Source organism: Paraburkholderia bengalensis, assembly GCF_037126505.1.
Lineage (GTDB): Bacteria > Pseudomonadota > Gammaproteobacteria > Burkholderiales > Burkholderiaceae > Paraburkholderia > Paraburkholderia bengalensis.
In genome coordinates, this window is record NZ_JACFYJ010000138.1 from 1 (window position 1) to 16,721 (window position 16,721).

At 58.9% G+C, this 16,721-nt stretch carries 10 protein-coding genes and 3 pseudogenes; 7 read left to right on the forward strand and 6 right to left on the reverse strand.

Annotated features, from left to right (window positions below; translation table 11 throughout):
- From H3V53_RS39415 to H3V53_RS39425, 3 genes and pseudogenes are all read right to left on the reverse strand, one after another.
- Nucleotides 1–180, reverse strand: a 180-nt coding sequence (locus H3V53_RS39415) for a DUF1488 family protein (RefSeq protein WP_336602447.1), incomplete at its 3' end; no start/stop codon positions are given.
- A 119-nt stretch (nt 181–299) separates the two neighbouring features.
- Nucleotides 300–602, reverse strand: a pseudogene (locus H3V53_RS39420) (tyrosine-type recombinase/integrase); the annotation flags it as partial.
- A 225-nt stretch (nt 603–827) separates the two neighbouring features.
- Complete coding sequence (locus tag H3V53_RS39425; protein ID WP_336602448.1) at nt 828–2,414, reverse strand: inorganic phosphate transporter; 1,587 nt, start codon at nt 2,412–2,414, stop codon at nt 828–830.
- Nucleotides 2,415–3,238: 824 nt separating this feature from the next.
- Here H3V53_RS39425 and H3V53_RS39430 point away from each other — a divergent pair.
- Both H3V53_RS39430 and H3V53_RS39435 read left to right on the forward strand, forming a co-directional pair.
- On the forward strand, nt 3,239–3,952 hold the full coding sequence (locus H3V53_RS39430; RefSeq protein WP_336602449.1) for a carboxypeptidase-like regulatory domain-containing protein: 714 nt from the start codon (nt 3,239–3,241) through the stop codon (nt 3,950–3,952).
- A gap of 81 nt (nt 3,953–4,033) precedes the next feature.
- Complete coding sequence (locus H3V53_RS39435; protein WP_336602450.1) at nt 4,034–5,827, forward strand: SulP family inorganic anion transporter; 1,794 nt, start codon at nt 4,034–4,036, stop codon at nt 5,825–5,827.
- Nucleotides 5,828–6,200: 373 nt separating this feature from the next.
- Here H3V53_RS39435 and H3V53_RS39440 read toward each other — a convergent pair whose 3' ends face one another.
- On the reverse strand, nt 6,201–7,001 hold the full coding sequence (locus tag H3V53_RS39440) for a DUF1269 domain-containing protein (RefSeq protein WP_336602451.1): 801 nt from the start codon (nt 6,999–7,001) through the stop codon (nt 6,201–6,203).
- A 654-nt stretch (nt 7,002–7,655) separates the two neighbouring features.
- On the opposite strand from H3V53_RS39440, the gene H3V53_RS39445 reads away from it, so the two are divergent.
- A complete protein-coding gene (locus tag H3V53_RS39445) occupies nt 7,656–7,940 on the forward strand; it encodes a hypothetical protein (protein WP_336602452.1) in 285 nt (94 codons plus the stop codon).
- A 494-nt stretch (nt 7,941–8,434) separates the two neighbouring features.
- On the opposite strand, the gene H3V53_RS39450 is transcribed toward H3V53_RS39445, so the two are convergent.
- Together H3V53_RS39450 and H3V53_RS39455 are read right to left on the reverse strand one after the other, a co-directional pair.
- Nucleotides 8,435–10,036 (reverse strand): PqiB family protein, encoded by a 1,602-nt coding sequence (locus H3V53_RS39450; protein ID WP_336602453.1) that lies wholly within the window; start codon nt 10,034–10,036, stop codon nt 8,435–8,437.
- A gap of 967 nt (nt 10,037–11,003) precedes the next feature.
- Nucleotides 11,004–11,270, reverse strand: a pseudogene (locus H3V53_RS39455) (YhjD/YihY/BrkB family envelope integrity protein); the annotation flags it as partial.
- A gap of 255 nt (nt 11,271–11,525) precedes the next feature.
- Here H3V53_RS39455 and H3V53_RS39465 point away from each other — a divergent pair.
- From H3V53_RS39465 to speC, 4 genes and pseudogenes are all read left to right on the forward strand, one after another.
- Nucleotides 11,526–11,831, forward strand: a pseudogene (locus H3V53_RS39465) (AI-2E family transporter); the annotation flags it as partial.
- A 207-nt stretch (nt 11,832–12,038) separates the two neighbouring features.
- Nucleotides 12,039–12,509 (forward strand): glycine zipper family protein, encoded by a 471-nt coding sequence (locus tag H3V53_RS39470; RefSeq protein WP_336602457.1) that lies wholly within the window; start codon nt 12,039–12,041, stop codon nt 12,507–12,509.
- 160 nt (nt 12,510–12,669) lie between these two features.
- Nucleotides 12,670–13,011 carry a hypothetical protein gene (locus H3V53_RS39475; RefSeq protein WP_336602454.1) on the forward strand — a complete coding sequence of 114 codons (342 nt, stop codon included), beginning with the start codon at nt 12,670–12,672 and terminating at the stop codon, nt 13,009–13,011.
- Nucleotides 13,012–14,175: 1,164 nt separating this feature from the next.
- A complete protein-coding gene (gene speC / locus H3V53_RS39480; protein ID WP_336602455.1) occupies nt 14,176–16,539 on the forward strand; it encodes an ornithine decarboxylase in 2,364 nt (787 codons plus the stop codon).
- Nucleotides 16,540–16,721: the final 182 nt, after the last annotated feature.

A 16,721-nucleotide genomic window follows, 5' to 3' on the forward strand; every position in this document is an offset into this window, starting at 1 on the left:
GTAGCCGTCGCTGAACGTTTTCAGCATCCGCGCCTCGGTGGCCCGGGGCTCGAGCCAGAACCAGGCCTCGAGCGCAGCGGTCGTGACGACGCATTCGACGGGACGTCCCCGGTGCACAAGGGTGAACGCCACACCGCGGCGATTCGCGGTGACCTGCGGTTCAGTTTCGATCGTTTCCATGGCTGACAGGACTGCGTTTTGTAGATAAGTCATGCAGATTCTGGCATACGCACTGCAATTTGCGGACTGCGCCGAGGGACTTCCGGCCGGGCGTCGATCGCGATTCCCGGGAACATCTGTCACCAGTCGATGCGGTGTTTTTCGTCGGTTTCCTGATGCCGGCGATCTTCGTCGACGTGCAGGTAGATGCTCGTCGTCGTCAGCGAGGCATGACCGAAGTTGTCGCGCACATGTCGCAGGTCTACCTGACGGTCGGCCATATGCGAGCCGGCCGTGTGCCGCAGCCAGTGCGCCGATGCCTTTTCCAGCAGGTCAGCGCGTGCAGCGTGTTCGATGCCACGCTCGCGTAGCCGCCCGGCGGCACGCGCAAACACCTCCTTGACGATGGTGTGCACAGCCGCCCGCGTGAGCGGCCGGGTCGCAGCAGCAGCGCTGGCGTCGCGGGCCGGTCCGCCGGTCCTGCGTGCTGCCTGGTGTGACTTTGATTTTTGTGCGTTTTTCCGGTTAGCGTCACCTAAGCTGGGCGCGACCTTGCCTCGTGACCCTGTATAAATCGACTTTGCAATCAAGCACCTGCTGACTACCCGTCCGGGGGGCGTGTCTTTGCGTGGATTGCCGTAGTGGCCCCGAATGCACGGGTGTGTCAACTAGAAAAGATGGCGAAACAGCCAGTACAGCCCGGCCGACAGCGCGATTGATGCGGGCAAGGTGAGAACCCATGCAAGCACGAGGTTGCGCACCGTGTCCCATTTCAGCCCTGAGCCGCTTGCAGCCATCGTGCCGGCTACGCCTGAGGCGAGCACATGGGTTGTGGAGACGGGCAGGCCGTAGACATCCGCCATGCCGATCGTCAGCATAGCCACGGTTTCCGCCGATGCGCCCTGAGAATAGGTCAGATGCTGCTTGCCGATCTTTTCGCCGACCGTTATCACAATGCGCTTCCAGCCGACCATGGTCCCGAGACCCAGTGCGATCGCGACGGCCACCTTGACCCACGTCGGAATGAACTTGGTCGCATGGTCCATCTGCTTCCGGAAGTTATCAATCGCGGCCGCGTCCGCACTCGAAAACGCAGGAGCCTTTGCTTTTTCAATCAGCCGGATCGCTTCGGAGGCAACATACATGTGATTGCGGACGTTGTCGACGAGGTCCTGAGGCACCATTGCGATTGATCCGTAGCGGCTGACCTCGTCACCGATCGCGTCTGTTAGCCGTTGCAGCGCGGGAACCGTTGTAGCCGTCAGTTGACGGGTTCGCACATAAGTTTCGACATCGCGATGAGAATCGCCAGGTGCTTCAATGCCGTTTGTGTACCGCGCAAGGGCCGCTGATGCCTGGCGCGCGACCGCCACAAACGTTTCGGTCTCGGCTGGTGTAACGGCCTTGTTGAGAGCGTACGCGGTCGGCACAACACCAATCAGGACCAGCATGATCAGCCCCATTCCTTTCTGACCGTCGTTCGATCCGTGTGCGAAGGATACCCCCGTACATGTCAGGATCAAAAGCGCACGAATCCAGAACGGGGGAGCTGTATTGGCCTTGGGTTCCTTATACAGGCGTGGTGCACGAACCGTCAATTTGAGGACAATGAAGAGCAGGGCAGAAAGAAGAAAGCCGACGAGCGGAGATAAAAGTAGTGCCTTGCCCACACCCGCTGCTTGCACCCAGTCGACCCCGCTGGTTCCCGAGGGGCCGCTGATCGTCTGGTTCATCAGCCCCACGCCAATGATCGAGCCGACAAGGGTGTGCGAACTAGAAGAGGGCAAACCGAAATACCAGGTACCCAGATTCCACAGGATCGCCGCAATCAGCAGGGCGTAGACCATCGCAAATCCGGCGCCGGTGCCGACCTGCAGGATCAGTTCGACCGGCAACAGCTGCAGGATGCCAAAGGCCACGGCACCGCTTGAAACAAGGACACCCAGAAAATTCCAGCTACCCGACCAGACGACAGCCAGATGCGGTGAGAGCGAGTTCGTATAAATGACTGTAGCAACGGCGTTCGCGGTGTCGTGAAAGCCGTTGACGAATTCAAAGCCCAAGGCAATCAGCAATGCAACTCCAAGCAGCAAGAACGGGAAGAAGGAGGTTTCCCCGACGGCCTCCAGATCGGAGGTGAGATGTATCGCGACGTAGAGTGCACCCAGGCCAATGATCATCAGGAAGATGACGATGCTGATCACGCGACCTCGGTGACTCGATTCACTGGTTTGTAAGTATGACAGGTCAGGCATGTCAGGCTCCGTCGTCCGCGCGTTCCTCACCAATTGTCTGTGAGAAGGTCCTATTTCGTTTGGCATGTGCGCCGCAACGAAGCCCAACGACTCGCATACAGTTGCCACGATCCGGAAGGGTTTCTTCTTCGGTGGACAGTGCCGCGGTGGCTGTCGTCCCAAATGAAAAACCCGATTAGCCAGACATTTGTTCGCCTTCTCATCGGTCGGACCGAATGCAGCGACGGGCCATCTTTGGCGCGTCGATTTGTATCGCGGGCGGATATTCCGGAGCGGCGAAGCTTCCTCAACGTATGATGGAATGGCGCTAACGCTTGGCCATGACACAGATCAAAACAACAGGATTGCCTGCATCGTATGTGCATCAATCCAGAAGGAGTTGAGATTTCGATCCTGCACAAGTCGGTTGTCTGATAATACTCATGCACCGATGAATCGCTGCCGCGACAACACATCTGAATCACGGGGCGGCCCTGTTTCCTATCGGGCCGGTGAACCCAGGCAGTGTGGAAGATGCCTAAGACCAAAAAGCGCATCGAGAATCAAAGGGTGGGCAGCGAAATTTTTCGTTGTGCACTGCGAGGTCCGTGGGGCCGTACCATGCGGCAACGAGCCAGCGAAGCTTGCCGTAATCGACCTTGAATTGGAAGGATTAGCAAATACGCCTGATACCGAGCGGAATTCAAAACCGGCGTGATTATGGTCGGGTCATACCGGCGATTCACGAAGGCCAGATCCACGTGGCGTGCAGGCAACATCCCCGGTATCGAAGCTGGTCGTGGGATATTAATCGGTGGAGACATTTCATGTGCGCGTTATATTTCGTGACGCACAAGGCCATAGTGCGATCGCTACTATGTCTGGCTATCGTCACTCCGCTTGAAGGATTGACGCAGCCCGCCCGCACTGTTACACCGGGCGACCTGACGACGCCCTCCGAACGTGCCGACTTCTGCTCGAAGATGCGAGAGGCACCGACGCACGCCGAGCGCCAGGCTGTTGCGCAAGAATGGCATGAACTGCTGAGTTTACGTGCAAAGGAGCAGGGCGTTACGTTGCCGGACAGCATGAATGGGCATCGGTCGATGATGGGCTACGACGGTGGCATCCCGACGGGAATGGGCATGAGCGCCACCTGCAGCCGGACGGAGGCTGATACGCGGCTTCCATCCGGAGCGGGAGAGCCGCCCGTCGCTCGAAGTCACGGCATTACTTACGTAACGGGTGGCGTGGGCGTCGACGAAGCGGCCGCGATGCGCGCCATGGCGGCACGCTACAGCATGCGTGTGCGCTTCTCAGCGAGCGACGGCGAATTCGTGTCGGATGTGGCCGTTCGGCTATTGAGCAGCGACGGCCGGTTGATTTTCACCGCGATTTCAGATGGTCCGTATCTGTTCGCACAGCTTCCGCCAGGACGATACCGCCTCCTCGCAACGCTGAACGGATTTGAGCGTTCGCGCCGCGTCGACGTTCCCAGGCGCGGCGGCATCACCGTTTCAGTGACGTGGCCTCCCGCGCGAAGCTCGACGGGTGGCTGATGTGTCTCGGGATCATCCGCTCGACCGGGGGCGAGCCAGCATGGTCGAACCTCTCGATCGGCGGGGGGGGAGGAAAGTGAAATGGCTAAGCAACAGAGCTCGGGCGCAACTCCCGCAATTGAGATCCCCGCTACTGGTTGGCGCGCGATATTTCCGCCAGCGCAATGGCTTGCCAACTATCAGTGGCGCTGGCTTTCAGGCGATGCGGTCGCAGGCGTCACCCTGGCCGCCTATGGCATCCCTGTGTCGCTCGCCTACGCGACGCTGGCGGGGTTGCCGCCGCAATACGGCATCTACTGCTACCTGGTTGGCGGCTTGTTCTATGCATTATTCGGAACGTCGCGTCAACTGGCCATCGGCCCCACGTCGGCGATATCGATGCTCGTCGGTGTGACCGTTGCGGACATGGCGGGCGGAGACCCTGCGAGATTTGCGTCCATTGCGGCCCTGACCGCGATCCTGATCGCCGCGATGTGCGTGCTGGCGTGGATTTTCCGCTTGAGTTCGCTGGTCAACTTCATCAGCGAAACGATCTTGCTCGGCTTTAAGGCGGGTGCCGCGCTGACCATCGGGTTGACGCAATTGCCCAAACTGTTCGGCGTCAAGGGCGGGGGCGAGCAGTTCTTCGAACGCGTTACGGTTCTCGTCGGACAGCTTCCCGATACTCAAATGGCCGTATTGATCTTCGGCATCGGCGCGCTCGTCCTTCTATTGCTCGGTGAAAAGTTTCTTCCCGGTCGTCCTGTTGCATTGTTCGTCGTGGTGTTGTCGATCGTGCTGCTGACCGTTACGCCGCTTCGCGAGATGGGGTTCAAGGTCGTCGGAGCCTTACCGACCGGCTTGCCGGAGTTCCATTTTCCAGCGCTGCGGGCGCGCGACGTCGACGGCATCATTCCGTTGGCATTTGCATGCCTGTTGCTGTCGTATGTCGAAAGCGTTTCCGCGGCGCGGGCGATCGCACAAAAGAACGGCTATGAAATCGATCCGCGCCAGGAGCTGCTGGGATTGGGTGCGGCCAATCTTGCAGCGGGGCTTTTCCAGGGCTATCCGGTGGCGGGCGGTTTATCGCAGTCGTCCGTCAACGACAAGGCGGGTGCAAATACGCCGCTTTCGCTGGTGTTTGCTTCGATCGCAATCGATTTGTGCCTGCTCTTCCTCACGGGCCTCCTCACTAATCTGCCCAACGTGGTGCTGGCCGCGATCGTGCTCGTCGCGGTGAAGGGACTCGTGGACATCAGCGAACTGCGTCACGTGTGGCGCGTGAGTCGCTATGAGTTCCTTGTGTCGATGCTCGCATTCGGCGCGGTGTTGCAGCTTGGCATCCTGAAGGGCGTGATCTTCGCGGTTCTCGCATCAATGCTGCTGCTCATCCGGCGCGCCGCACATCCGCACGTAGCGATGCTGGGGCGCATTCCCGGCACGCAGCTGTATTCGGATGTCGAACGTCACCCCGATAACGAGACTGTGCCCAGCGTGTTGATGTTCCGCGTGGAAGCGTCGCTGCTGTACTTCAACACCGAACATGTCCGGGCGACCGTAGGGGAGAAAATCCATTCGAGCGCAAGTCCCGTCAAGCTGGTGATATGCGACCTGTCCACTTCTCCAGCGGTCGACATTGCCGGAGCGCGGATGCTGGCTGGACTGCACGCTGACCTTGCCAAAGCGGGAATGCTTCTGCGGATCGTAACGGCCCACGCGGATGCACGCGACATTCTGCGCGCCGAAGGTCTTGAGGAGCGGGTAGGTTATCTCGGGCGCCGCATGACCGTGAGCGACATAGTTGAAGCGTTTCTTCGCAGCACCGACATGGCGGCGGACTCCCTTCCCGAGGACAATGGACGAACGACGCTGCCGGCCGCAACCAGGCAAGGGTGAGTCGCCCGCCAGGACCGCATCGGGGTGCTCGTAATTCCCCGTGCAGAACTGGAGTGGAGCGCTGACATGAGACATGACTACGCCGGGTTCGAGCAAGTCGCTATCTGGCTCCATGTCGTAAATGCGCACGTGTTGGGGCGTTTTCTTGTCCACGAGAAGTACCGGAATTCAAGGAATGACACGTCGCTTTCCGCCGGAGCCGTCCGGCCTGAAGGAAGTGCGTAACCGACAGGGATAGCCGATGGGTGGGGTGTCTGAATACTTGCCGACAGATCAACGCTTCCCGCGGCGCTGACGAATCATTTGATCCACCAATTCGCAAAGGTGACTGACGCTGTAGGGGAAGGGGAAACATTGACCAACACGACGGCTGTCAAGCTCTCATCGCTTCTTTAGCAAAGTCAAGGGCCTCTTGGAGCTTCGCAAGACGTTGCTTCTGGTCGGTCTGAAGGTCGATCATGCGCTGCTCTATGCGTGCCCTTGTCTCAGGCGCTGCACTCTGCAGCTGCTGGTGAAGCATATCGAGCTTTGCGCTCGATTCCGCGCGGTACTGCTCGATATGGCGGGCAGCGTCGACAGCGGCTTTCTGCAGCTTGCCTTCTGACCTTGTTACTGCTTCGTGCAGCGCCTGCAGCACTTTTTCCGTCCGTCTGACAGCGTACCCGGCGCGCAGTGCCTCGACTTCTCCCTTCAGCCTGACTATACGTTTCCTGATCGCGTCTTCGAGGAAGTCATCTCGTGCTTCACGTAAGACTCTTCCGCCACACGCCTGTATCCGCGTGTCCACGAGCCTTGTCAACTCCTCCGAAACTTCAGCGAAAACCGCGGTCTTGCCTGGAACCAGTTCCTTGCAGATTGAGTCGAGAAACTCCTTGCTCATCCCGAGGTTGAAGATATCCAGCACCGCACCAATGATGCCGCCTGCAGCCGCGCCGATACCCACGCCCGCGAGGCCACCGAAAAGCCCCGCCGTACCTCCCATCAACGCACCCACTCGGGAACCAATGGGAGCGGTCTTTCTTTCCAGTACGATCGGGATGCCGTCCGCTCCACGCCGAACGATTGCGTAGCTAAATAAGGTGATATCGCCCCCCAAATGCAGGGATTCAAACACCTCCAGTCCCGCGCGTGCGCTTGCATCGTCTGGAAACAGTGCAAAGATGAAATTGGTCATATCGAGCTTCCGTTCAAATGTACGGAAAACCGTAACCTCGCCACGCGCATGCACGGGTGGGGTGCCTCAATACGCGAATTAAAGCGACTCGTAGGATCGATCCAGGGTGAAGCGTGGGCGAAATTCTGTAACTCAACGCCACACTATGTCCGGACAGTCTCACGTTAGCCTGAAGAAGCGAGTGCACCTTGACACAGATCAGCGACCTGATACCGGACGTCAGACGTGTAACGAGGCATGCACGGGCGCAAAGAGAAACCCGTGACGCCAGGCCATTTTCATGACTTGCGGGTCGCGAACGTACAGCACTTTGCCCCGCGTTGACGCATGTCAAGCAAATCGTCGACACGTGTTGCAATGATATGGAGATGAAATCGCGCACGCCGAGGCCGGTGCGCATAACGAGTGCGAGATTGATCCGTGACAGGCTACCGGGAAACCCCGGTCGGGATTGTACAGTGCCCCGACAACGACGGCGTGCCGCTCCGAGATCGCCGCGCCGCTATGCTTTCTCCCTGCAAAGTGAGCCCGAGTCGAAGTCGATCCAATCCTTGGATCGCTGGTGCCGGCTCAATGCACAGATCCGGAAACGGGAGCCCCTGCGCGACTCTTGAATGAGATCCGTTGGAATCCCCTTTCTAGCTGGAGGTCTTCGTGATGTTGACGGAACGAAATGATTATTGGAATGGCTTTACGATCGCCACTGCGGCGATTCCCGTGCGCAACTGTTCGCGGGAAGGCGTTGTCGGTGATACGTGCATGGGCATTTTGAAGATTTCGAGGGATGGCGCGACCGTTGCAGACTGGCATCTTCCTGAATTCGCCGAACGATGGCGCACCGAAGATGATGCGAGGCGCGCCGCGTTTGAATTCGGAGTCGAGGAAATAGACTCCGGCTGTTTCGTCAAGGACTCCCTGATCATCAGTCATACAGGGTAAGCGGACGCGGATTCCGAACTGTGCGTTTGTAGCCAGAAAACGCACGCGGAACGATCGGCCGGCGCACTACGCCGTTGCGCGCACTGGCCTGCTGAGAACGGGCGGGCGGGACACTATATAACACGTGCGACGACATCTAATGCGTGGACGGCGAATGGTTACTGGCGAGACAAGAAATTATGCTATGACTGGAAACTGTTCCCGCGCTATGTCCCGCGGAGTCTGAGGCGCGCACGCAGAGCAGAGCGCCGCTAGCGAATGGGCAATGAGGGCGTAGACTCCCGATCTGCCGCGTGCCGCCGCGCAGAAGGTTTCCCTTGGTGCAAGGCAGGGGCATTCATGACCGGGCGCCATCAAGGAGAGAACAATGCCGGAAAGGGGAATTTGATCCGGATTCCAATCGCATTTAACGACAGGCAAAATTGCTCAACGAGCCTGCTGGTGCAAGCGGAAGCAGGGTCACGTCTCCACGCTCAGAATGCTCAAGGGCGGTCTCACTTTGAATCCTGTTTTTTGCCGCCCAATAGGGCTTCAGGATGGCGTTGGAGGTAGTCGGATAGCACGCGGAATGATGCCGCCGTGCGAGTGAGTTCCCGGATGGCGTCGTCCGTGTCTTGCTGGAGCGGAGATTCAGGCTGCAGTGCGATGTTCGCAGAATCGAGCGTCGCTTTTGCTGCCAAAAGTGTGTTTTTCGCCTGCGGCACCACGTGAGTATCGAGGTTGCGCATCAATAGACTGGTGTTCGCCAGCGTTTGCTGTGCGTTACTCGCGATCTGCTCCAGCGGCAGCCTGTCGATCCGGGCGAGGATCCGGTTGACCGATTCCTGCAACGACTTCAGGCCGCTCGGGGTGGTCGGCAGTTCCGGTGGTGTATGGCTCCAGTCGATGCGAGCTTTCGGCGCATTCGGGAAGAAGTCGAGCGAGAGATATAACTGGCCCGTAATCAGGCTGCCCGTTTTCAGTTGTCCGCGCAGACCGCGTTCGACAAGGAAATCCGCCATCGCTTTTGGATCGCCGGCCATACGGCCGCCTTTCGGTTCAGTCGCGTAACGGGATGTGAAGCGCTCCGGATAGAATCTGATTTCGACTGGAATACTGATCTGTTTCGTTTCAGGGTCGAAACGTGTGTAGATTGCGGAAACCTCGCCGACCGTAATGCCGCGAAAATCCACCGGGGCGCCCACGACGAGACCGCGGACTGAGCCTTGGAAATCGAGCATGAACGTTTCTACGAACCGGTCACGTTTTTTCATCGCATCGTCGCGCGTGCTGAACAGCGTGAATACCGCGTTGGCCGGCGCCTCGGGCTCGCTCAGCGACGAGGCGGGCGTTTCAAACGCGAGCCCGCCTATCAGCATCGACGCTACTGACTGCGTGTTGATCTGAACACCTTCCGAACCCAGTCGGACATCGATACCGCTCGCCTGCCAGAAGCGCGAATCGCCGTTCACATATCGGTCGTACGGCGCACGGATGAATACATTCAGCGTGACCCCACCGCCGTCCTTATCGAGATCGAACGAGGTAACCTGACCTACCTGCAAGCGCCTGAAGTAAATCGGCGTGCCAGCATCGACTGAGGCAAGGTCCACCCCCTTCAGCACAAACGCGCGGCCCGGGGCGTCGCTCGCGAAAACGGGAGGGACCTCGAGCCCCGTGTAATTTCGCCGCGCCCGCTTCGTGCGGCCGATGTCCATGCCGATGTATGCGCCCGACAGCAAGGTGCTGATGCCCGAGACAGTGCCGCCTGAGATGCGTGGGCGCACGACCCAGAAGCGGGTATCGTCGACGAGCATGTCGGCTGCATCGCGCGTCAGTTCGGCTGTCGCGACTACGTGTCTGAAGTCTTTTGCGAGTGCCACATCCTTCACAACGCCGATATCGACATCCTTGAACTTGACCTTCGTCTTGCCCGCTTCGAGACCCTCGCCTGTCGTGAAGCTGATCGTGATCGTCGGCCCATGTTCGAGTAGTGCGTGCACCGCGAGCCAGATGCCAACCAGCACCGCGACCGTCGGCAGAAGCCAGATCGACTGGACGCGCCAGCGCATGCGCGGTACGGCGACGGCGTCGGGTAGGTCGGGGCGGTGGCTCATCTGTTTGACTCATCTTCTGACGAGCCGCAATCCAGAGGATATCGAGGCCTGCTGCTCCAACATTTCACCTCCCATGCATGCGAGGGCGTTGAGGGTATGCCCGCGTTCCCGGCTGCCTACTGCGCGCACTGTGTCCTGAGCCTTGCTTATCGTTGCCACCGCCTCAGCCCAGCGCGTCGGATGCAACACGTGGCGAGTGACTCTGTCTGCTTTCCCCTGCTAGATCGAATACTCTCAGGTCTCCGCGGCAGACGTCGCGCCTTTTCGGACCAAAACGCCACCCGTATTGCGGGAATACGATAGTTGGCCTGCGATTGTATGGTTGTGGCCGGGCTTTATAGGACCCTCGAGCGCCGCCCTGAGCTATCGCTTACAAGAAGCCGACACCAGATAGACCAGGTGCGTCGGCCCGACGCGGTCGCGCAGATGAAGAAAACTATCTTGCAGAAGTTGCCACCCATCCATTGGACCTTGGTCCAATAGGGAAACTCCGGAACACATCACCGCTCAAGGACTAACTCGACGCCGCTAACGCTACGGGAACATTACGGATTGACTTCGGCCGCCAAACGCAGACAGTCAGCAAATCCACAATCCAGGTGCGTGTACGCGTGTCTTTTTGACACCGATCAATCCGGGGACCGGTGACGCATGCTTTCTCGATAGCGAGAAGTTGGGGCAGCGCGAGGTGGAGACCTTACACGCATCAATGCGCAGCTCGGCTGGGAGTTAGTGCGGCCGCACCACTGTGGTCACACGCTTGACGCGGACACGGCGTCTCCACCGTCGCATGTCTTGCATGCAAGTGTGCTCCTTCCACCGAAGTGGACGCAGTCGCAGTGAGGCGCATCCTTCGGGCAAGACCGAATTCGGTTAATGCAGCAGATTCTTTCGGGCTATCTGGAGACCTCATGTTTTTCTATCACAACGGGGTAGCAATTCAACCGTCCGTTGAAAGAAGCGGAAAGGTCTGCACCCCCGCTGCTGCCTGATCGCCGATGAGGCCGTGTACCTGGAGGAAGAGCTGCCCTCGCGCAGCCTCCGGGCCGAAAACAACACCCGCTACCGCGAGCACAAGGACCAGCGTCGGCGCCAGAGAGAAGGCCGCGTAGAAGGCGATGCTCGCGGCCATCGCAGCGCAGCGATGCTCCGAGAACCGCGTGAGTGCGTCGAGCGCCAGCGAAGCGTCGCGCCTGACAGTCGCTTCAATCTTCGCCGTTGAGACCGAACGCATGACGAACTCCTTGTTCGAAGGATGAACTGCCGCCAATGCGCAGGACAACGTGCGGAAATTCCGCATCGGCGGCTAAACACTTCAACCCTGAACAGGCAATGACACTGGAGCCCGTGGCAGCGGCTCATTGTCTGCAAAAGCGGTCCCGCACCTTACAGCAAACACAAAGGCCGATTGGTGGTTCGCAAAATGTCCCAGATCGCCAAGCGACTTCACCTCGCCATCTTCCTCAAGAACCGAAACGCGCGCCACATAGAGGGCATCAGTACAGCAACGATCATCTTTACTGTCTATTCATTGATCGCCGGGACGGTCGACAACGTGCTCAAACCGTTGCTCCTTGGTCGCGGCGTTGCTGTACCGATGCCGGTCGTTCTGATTGGCGCTCTCGGTGGAATGGTCTCGGGCGGCGTCATCGGTCTGTTTATCGGTCCCGTCATGCTTGCGGTGGGGTATCAATTGTTCTGGCGGTGGGTAAGGGATCAGGCGCCCCTGGAATCGAACATCGAGACGTCCCCGATGCAGCGTGTGAGCACGCCAGGGCAAATAGAAGCAAGCTGATGCAAGAGGTCCGTGGATATCAGGCGCCGTTCATGTGGCCGCCGCCGACGCGTGCTGCAACGCGCGCGATTCCTGCCTGTTCGATGGTGCCGTAATTAAAGCCGGGTGGCGAAGTTTAAGTTTGCTTGCACATCTCGATCGAAATCGGAATGTGCGTCTCGCAACCTGTTCCAGGCTGTGGATTTTATTGATTTGGAGGTGACTTTCATGAAGCCACGAAATGCCACATTCATCGGTTTAATTATCGCGGTTCTGAGTTGCCAATCTATCGCGGACGCCCAACCCGTCGCGTATCCAGCGAAAGGGCAGAGTTCACAACAGCAGCGGCAGGATCAGGCCGCATGCCAGTCGTGGGCAAAGTCGAACACGGGCATTGATCCTTCGACGGCTGCAGCGACGCCGCCGCCTCCCTCTGGTCCTGCGGTTGGAGGGGGAGAACGCGTAGCGGGGGCTGCGCGAGGTGCAGCAGGAGGTGCCGTGGTCGGCGCTATAGCGGGCGACGCGGGTAAAGGGGCCGCTGTTGGCGCGGCAGCCGGGACGATGGTCGGTGGCTCACGTGCGCGCCAGAATAGACGAAACGCGCAGGCCTCGGCTCAGGCCCAAACACAAGGCGCGATGGATACGTTCAATCAGGCGTATGCCGCATGTATGAGCGGACGCGGCTACACGGTCAAATAAGCCCGGACGGTAAGCCTCGCGGGGTGCCGGGATTGATGCCGGTAAATCGCGCTTGCTCAAGCGCGACTATCGTGAACGCCATCCCGGCCGACGAGGACGTCGAGCACAAAGCATTTATACGCAATACAGACAACCCACCAACGAATGCAGGAGAAAAGTTATGAAATCGCTATCGACTCTCGCCATCGCGTGCGTCATCTCAGCCTGCGCCGCGCAGCCGCCGACTGGTGTCCAATCCGTAGGCACCAGCCAGCAGCCGCCCCGTTCTGTCGGCCACTGCATCGCCAAGAAGTGGGCAGACAGGACCCAGCAGCAGGTCGTATCTCAAAACACGCTCGCTAATGAAATGGCGATGGATGTGTATGTCCCGGGTCAGCAACCGCCCAATGGCGCAGCAGCTGTCGTGCGTCCGAACTATCAGGGATCCGGTACGTGGGTGGGCTTGCGCGCGTCGAGCGCCGGTGGCAGTGATGCAATGAGCGATGTCAACTCCTGCCTTTGACAGATCGCGCAAGTTGGACGGTGGGCGCCGCTAGAGCATCCCGAAAGCGACGCCTTGCAAGAAGCCCTTGAAAGGGCTTGGTGATCGGAGAGATTCTTAGGACGCAAGAGATGAGTAACAGACACCCTGCGCTTCGACTTTTCTCGCAAATGGAGCGCTATGCCTTCGACCTCGCTGAAACGGGGCGATTCCGTGATTGGACCGAAATCTGGCCGCGAGTCGGTAAGCGGTACGGCGCCGATCAAGGGGCGCGCATATTTCGGAAAGCGACCGTGCGGGAGGAACTCGACCAGCGCTGTCGAGAGCATTACATAAAGACCAACGATACAGGAGCGTCCTAAAACGTAGTGCAGCATGGATGCGATCAGACGCCAGGCTTGTCCGATCATCACGAAGCCTGTCGAAGTCTGAATTGGCTGGGGAGTGCCTAACGTCATACGTCGCTACGGTATCTGCAACCCGCGACGAATCCCCGGGCGACCGAGGGGCGCTCAAGTTTCCGGCCTCGGCTACTTGTCCGGTCGTAGCGTTGCTGACCGTGCCCAACATCCATTCCTTTTCATCAGTCAGTCAGCCAAATCCGTGACGCCGTTACTTCGTGGGCGACAGGTGAGGGGCGCGCGCTGTTTCAAGAGACATCGTACGCGAACCCTGTGCTGGTTCGGGGCTTAACGTGGATACAGGCGATAGGACATTTGAGGCGTGATGCAGACATACCCATTCGACGGTGCCGGGATGTAGGGGGTCGGTTTCTGCTAACTAGTTCGTGCCGCACAGGCGGCAGCAATAGAACTGTACGGTAACTTTCGGTCGCGACAGCCGACGCAATTTCAAGGGACTGCGCGTTTCCTCCAGCCATTCATGCGCTGTTGGAGCCGAGCTGCCTTGCATTGCGGCACATGCGTCGCAGGACATTGACGTTGAACCCGTGGCTGAAGATGAAGTGGAAGTGTTCGACACAGTTCGGTCCGGTTGCGGATTTCATCACGAATCGGTGGACTGTCCTCTGGGTCTTCTTCCGAACCGGGAACTGGATGTTGGCTGGACCGAACTGTATGCACGTACGAGATCAGCGTATCGGCACGTCGAAAGGTGCGTTTGATCTGCGTCAATCGCCGGTTGACCCACGGTGATTGAATCAACGTGCATCGAGGAGGCGCAATCATGATTCCCCGTTCCGTCAAGGCACCGACCGTACCGATTCCGTTTCACAAAATGCTAAAGGTGGTCGCGATCGTCGACCGGAACGACGCCGAAGCGAAGGTACTACTTGGTTTCATTGCCGCCGAGGGTCTGCGCGTCGAGGTGAGCGATGTCTGGAGGCGGGATGTCGATGAAGACGCCGATGTCGGCGCATACGTCGTGGGCGTTGATGGTGAGCATATCGGACCTGCCCGTGACCTGGCAATGGGCGTGCGGTCGCTGGGCTTCCGTACCCCCCTTTGGGCCATGGCCAACACGCATGGCCTGTCTGACCTCGTCGTTGAGGGCGGGCTGGGCGAAGTCGACGGTTATATCTATCTGGGCCAGCAAACCCCCGCCTTCTACGCGAAGCAGATAGCCGCAAGTCTCGTCAAGTACGGCATGAGCCTGCTTCCGCCTTTCTTTGGAGGGCTGGTTGCCTACGACGCGGAAGCGAACATCGCTTTCGACTGTCCCGGACATCAGGGCGGACAGTTCTACCGGAAATCACCCGCGGGACAACTCTTCTTCAAGCACTTCGGTGAAAGCATTTTCCGTAACGATCTTTGCAACGCGGACGTCGATCTCGGCGACCTGCTGATCCACGAAGGACCGGCGGCGGATGCCGAGCGTCACGCGGCTGAGGTATTCGGTGCGGACCAGACCTATTTCGTCCTTAACGGTACCAGTACCTCGAATAAGATTGTGACGGGCGCCGTGTTGCGACGCGGCGACCTGGTGCTGTTCGACCGGAATAACCACAAGTCCGTGCATCAGGGCGCGCTGGTGCAGGCGAGTGCCATTCCCGTATTCCTGCCAACTGCACGCAATCCGTTCGGTATGATCGGCGCGGTCGACTGGGACGCATGGGATGAAGACTGGCTGCGCGAGCAGATCCGGGCAAACCCGCTTGTGAGGGATCCCGCACGCAGCAGGGCGGAGCGGCCATTCCGTCTCGCGTGTATCCAGCTCGATACCTATGACGGCACTATTTACAACGTACGCAGGGTGCTGGAGAAGATCGGCCATCTGTGCGAATACGTGCTGTGGGACGAGGCATGGATCGGCTACAACGCGTTCCACCCGTTGTTCGAAGATCACAGTCCGATGCGCCTGAAGCAATTGACGCCCGATATGCCGGGACTGTTTTCGACGCAATCCGTGCATAAGCAGGGCGCCGGCTTTTCACAGGCGTCGCAGATTCACAAGCGCGATGAACACATCCGTGGCCAGAAGCGCTTCATCGAACACAGGCGGTTTAACGAATCGTTCCTGATTCATGCGAGCACTTCGCCTTTCTATCCGCTCTTTGCCTCGCTTGATGTGAACGCGAAGATCCATGAAGGAAAGGCGGGCGAGATGCTGTGGGACAGTTGCATCCAACTGGGTATCGAGGCGCGCAAGAAGCTGCGCGAATTCGTGCATCACTACGCGGCCACGGGGCGGTACACAGAAGAGCAGTGGTTTTTCGATCCCTTCGTGCCCGACGTCGTGACACTACGTGGTTCGAGATTCATGACGGACGTCGAGAACGTGGCCTGGGAGTCGCTGCCGACAGACGTCATCAAGCGCGAGCAGCAATGCTGGGCATTCGATCCCGATGCGGCATGGCACGGCTATGCGGGCTACGCCAAAGGCTATGCAATGGTAGATCCGAACAAGCTGACGTTGCTGACGCCCGGGATCGACAGAAAGACGGGCGATTATCTGGATTTCGGCGTCCCCGCGACCGTCGTCGCGAACTATCTGCGCGAGGAGGGCGTTGTTCCGGAGAAGTGTGACCTGAACAGCATTCTCTTTCTCATGACACCGGCGGAGGATGAAAGCAAGCTCAACACGCTGATTGCGAAGCTCGTCAAATTCAAGAACCTCTGGGATCAGGACGCGCCTCTGGCAGAAGTGCTGCCGACATTGTATGCCGCGCATAACGAACGATATGCGGGCTACACGCTGCGCCAGGTGTGCAACGAGATGCACAACTTCTATCGCGAATCGAACGTAAAGGAATTGCAGCGGCTTTGTTTCCGTGCGTCGAGCTTCCCCGAACTCGCGATGTCGCCTGAGGCTGCATACGAGTCGCTTGTCGCAAACGACGTTGACTATGTACCGCTCGACCAGGTTCGTGGGCGCATCTCCGCCACGCTCGCACTGATCTACCCACCTGGTATTGGTGTGGTCTTGCCCGGTGAACGTTGGGACGAACGTGCGCAACCGATGCTCGACTATTTCATGGCTTTCCAGGAATCGTTCAACCGGTTTCCCGGCTTCAACTATGAAGTGCAGGGCGTGTTCCAGGAACGGGAAGGCGGCCGTATCCGCTTCTACACCTACGTTGTCCGGAAATAGCCGGCGTCGAACGGTCCAGCCTTTGGGAGGCAAACATGTCTGATCAACCGAAGAAGATGAACGTCGTGCAACTGACGTTCATTGTCACGGTAAACATGATGGGCTCGGGCATCATCATGTTGCCGACGAATATGGCAAAGGTGGGAGCGATTTCCCTGCTGTCGTGGCTCGTGACGGCGGTC